The sequence below is a fragment of the Pedobacter kyonggii genome (assembly GCF_004310665.1).
In the GTDB taxonomy this organism is placed as follows: Bacteria; Bacteroidota; Bacteroidia; order Sphingobacteriales; family Sphingobacteriaceae; genus Pedobacter; species Pedobacter kyonggii.
In genome coordinates, this window is record NZ_SIXF01000062.1 from 1 (window position 1) to 2,805 (window position 2,805).

Below are 2,805 nucleotides of genomic sequence, written 5' to 3' on the forward strand. Positions count from 1 at the left end.
GACCGTAGCAGACTACTACGTTGATAGGCTACAGATGTAAAGCTGGCGACAGCACAGTCGAGTAGTACTAATCATCCGAAGCTTTCAAAGCAAACAGACTGTTGTTTGTTCTTCTAACATAACTTCTTTCAATAATATGTCATTTAAGCTCGAGATAGCTTATCTAAAGAAATTTAGGTGCCTATATCGGTGGTGTCCACCTCTTCCCATTCCGAACAGAGAAGTTAAGCCCACCAGAGCCGATGGTACTGCGGTAACACGTGGGAGAGTAGGTCGGTGCCAAATCTTAAAAGAAACCCTTTAACAGAAATGTTGAAGGGTTTTCTTCGTTTAAAAGCATTTTATAGTCTATGCCTTTCTCTTTTCCAACATTAAGAAGTGAAGGAAAGTTAAGGGGCCTTATGTCGGATGTTCCTTAATGTCCTTAATCCCTTAATGGTGAAAGGAATTGGAACAGCGGTTATTTCTACCATTAATGAGTTTAAAAAGGGTTAAGGTTCTGTTCCCACAGATTACGCTGATCCCCGCTGAACCTGATCCATCATCCGTTTTACATCATCCATCCCAGGTTAAATAGCCCTGATGGCAGCGGAAATCCCTTTTTGGCATTGGTAGATTGTTTATTCCAAGGCTTTCCAAAAAGGATTGCAGTGTACAGCAGGACCGAACCCAACCTATATGCTACTGCTATTGCGCTCCAAAGCATCAAAATATTAGCCATCTAGATATGCTTAATAAATAAGTTAAACGCTGTATTTAATTATTTAAGAGGATGTTTTTTACGATTATATTTCTGATGATCGGGCACATTAATAGATTTAACCAGCCCTGTCTATAGAATACTGTTTAGTCCATATAGCTTAAAGATTTAAATATGATTGTTCGAATCTGGAAAGGATTTGATATTTTGCGGCATAATTGATTTTAGATATGGCTTCAGGTTTTTTTGCGATTTTGGATGATATTGGTGCTTTAATGGACGATGTAGCGGTAACAGCTAAGGTAGCGGCCAAAAAGACTGCGGGGATTTTGGGAGATGATTTAGCCGTAAATGCAGAAAAATCAACTGGTTTTCTTTCTTCCAGAGAATTGCCGGTACTATGGGCAATCACTAAGGGATCATTTGTGAATAAACTTATTATTGTTCCAATTGCGCTATTACTCAATTTCTTTTTTCCGGTAGCGATTAAAGTGATCTTGGTACTAGGCGGGTTGTACCTGGCGTATGAAGGGGTGGAGAAAATTGTTGAATATTTTATTCATCGATCAAAGCCCACACATATCGAAGCAAAAGAGGTCATCCAAGAGGGTGAGTTGGAAGAAAAAGCGAAGATCAAATCAGCTATTATTACCGATTTTATTTTATCAATAGAAATCGTAATTATTGCTTTGGGAAGTGTGCTCGAAGAAAAGCTGCTTATACAAATTATGACGGTGTCAGCTGTAGCTTTGTTGGCTACCGTTGGTGTTTATGGTATCGTAGCAATTATTGTAAGAATGGATGATGCTGGATATCGCTTAATGAAGGCCTCAGGTGAAAAAGGTATCCTTTCTTCCATCGGAAATCTACTGGTTCGTTCTTTACCAGTTATAATAAAGACATTGAGTGTTGTAGGAACGGTAGCGCTAATCTTGGTTTCAGGTGGGATTTTTGCACATAATGTTGGCTTTTTGCATCATGTTCTTCATACTTTCCCTTCAATTCTTAGGGAATTTGTTTTTGGATTGGCCGCTGGACTTGCCTCTGTGCTTGTTGTAATAGGTGGTAAAAAGCTGTTAGCCATTGTCAGAAAATAAAGAATTGCCAGTATTCTATTTGCAAGTGTTAATTTTGTTTGTCGTTTTTTAGCAAAGCAGGTTCCGTGCTACTATCTAAGTTTGCTCCCGCCATACGCTGTAGTCCCGATGAAGAATAGGGAGCTGCCGCTGCTATCGGGTTTATTCTGCAGGGTCTTGCGAAGTTTTAAACGGCCGGGCGCAGGGAAAACTCCGTAAGTGTGGGAAGCGCAGCCCGCCCAAAACAGCTGTTCCCCTAAAAAGTTTTGCTATCCTCGAAACTTTTTCCTGTTGAAAACCATGGAGTTAGCTTAAGCCTTCAGATAATCGGAGTAAAATCTTTGCAGAAGCGTTAATTTTTTCTACTTTTGCATCCCGCTTCGGAGGAAGGGTTTTGAATGAAAGGATGGCGCAGGGATGATGAGAGCGGGATTTATTTTAAAATAAATATTGCGGAAGAGGAAAAGATTGCTACCTTTGCAGCCCGGTTCGGAAGAACGGGAAGCTAAATAACATTAGCATATTGAAATAAGGGGAAAAGGGAGAAAAGAAGGCTGAGAAAATAAAATTTATTTTATTTGGAAGTTTGGAAAAGATCCTTACCTTTGCACTCCCAACCGAAAGGAAGCGGAAAATCGGAACGGCGGATGTCGGAAAGATAACAAAACAAGATTGAGATAAACAGAAACACAGGAGAGACGAACAAGACTTTCCGTAACTGAAGTTTAACGATATATAAGTGACCGGCCGCGAGGCTTACCAGGTCAACAAGTTCTTAAAAGAGATGTCAATGTAGCGTAGCGAGGTAATGGAGTACCGATCAAAGTACATGATTACGTAGCTTTATTTTAAAGGTGGTGTCTAACAGACAACATAACAAAAAAGAAGACTATTTTTAACAATAGTTAAAACTGGTCAGCATCTTACAACACATTTTACAATGGAGAGTTTGATCCTGGCTCAGGATGAACGCTAGCGGCAGGCCTAATACATGCAAGTCGAACGATATCATCCAGCTTGCTGGATGAG

At 40.0% G+C, this 2,805-nt stretch carries 2 protein-coding genes and 3 rRNA genes; 4 read left to right on the forward strand and 1 reads right to left on the reverse strand.

The window, feature by feature from the left end:
• A 23S ribosomal RNA gene (locus EYS08_RS25495) occupies positions 1-92 on the forward strand; the annotation flags it as partial.
• Between the two features lie 81 nt (positions 93-173).
• Positions 174-285: ribosomal RNA gene (rrf, locus tag EYS08_RS25500) — 5S ribosomal RNA — on the forward strand.
• Positions 286-550: 265 nt separating this feature from the next.
• On the opposite strand, the gene EYS08_RS25960 is transcribed toward rrf, so the two are convergent.
• Entirely contained in the window at positions 551-721 is a 171-nt protein-coding gene (locus EYS08_RS25960) for a hypothetical protein (RefSeq protein WP_165456560.1), read from the reverse strand.
• Positions 722-930: 209 nt separating this feature from the next.
• Between EYS08_RS25960 and EYS08_RS25505 the strand changes: the two genes are divergently transcribed.
• On the forward strand, positions 931-1,797 hold the full coding sequence (locus tag EYS08_RS25505; RefSeq protein ID WP_131032703.1) for a DUF808 domain-containing protein: 867 nt from the start codon (positions 931-933) through the stop codon (positions 1,795-1,797).
• Between the two features lie 916 nt (positions 1,798-2,713).
• Positions 2,714-2,805: ribosomal RNA gene (locus EYS08_RS25510) — 16S ribosomal RNA — on the forward strand; the annotation flags it as partial.

Bases quoted from the DNA above. Each gene is read 5' to 3' on its own strand.
- EYS08_RS25960 (WP_165456560.1), bottom strand. From the start codon at position 721: ATGGCTAATATTTTGATGCTTTGGAGCGCAATAGCAGTAGCATATAGG.
- EYS08_RS25505 (WP_131032703.1), top strand. From the start codon at position 931: ATGGCTTCAGGTTTTTTTGCGATTTTGGATGATATTGGTGCTTTAATG.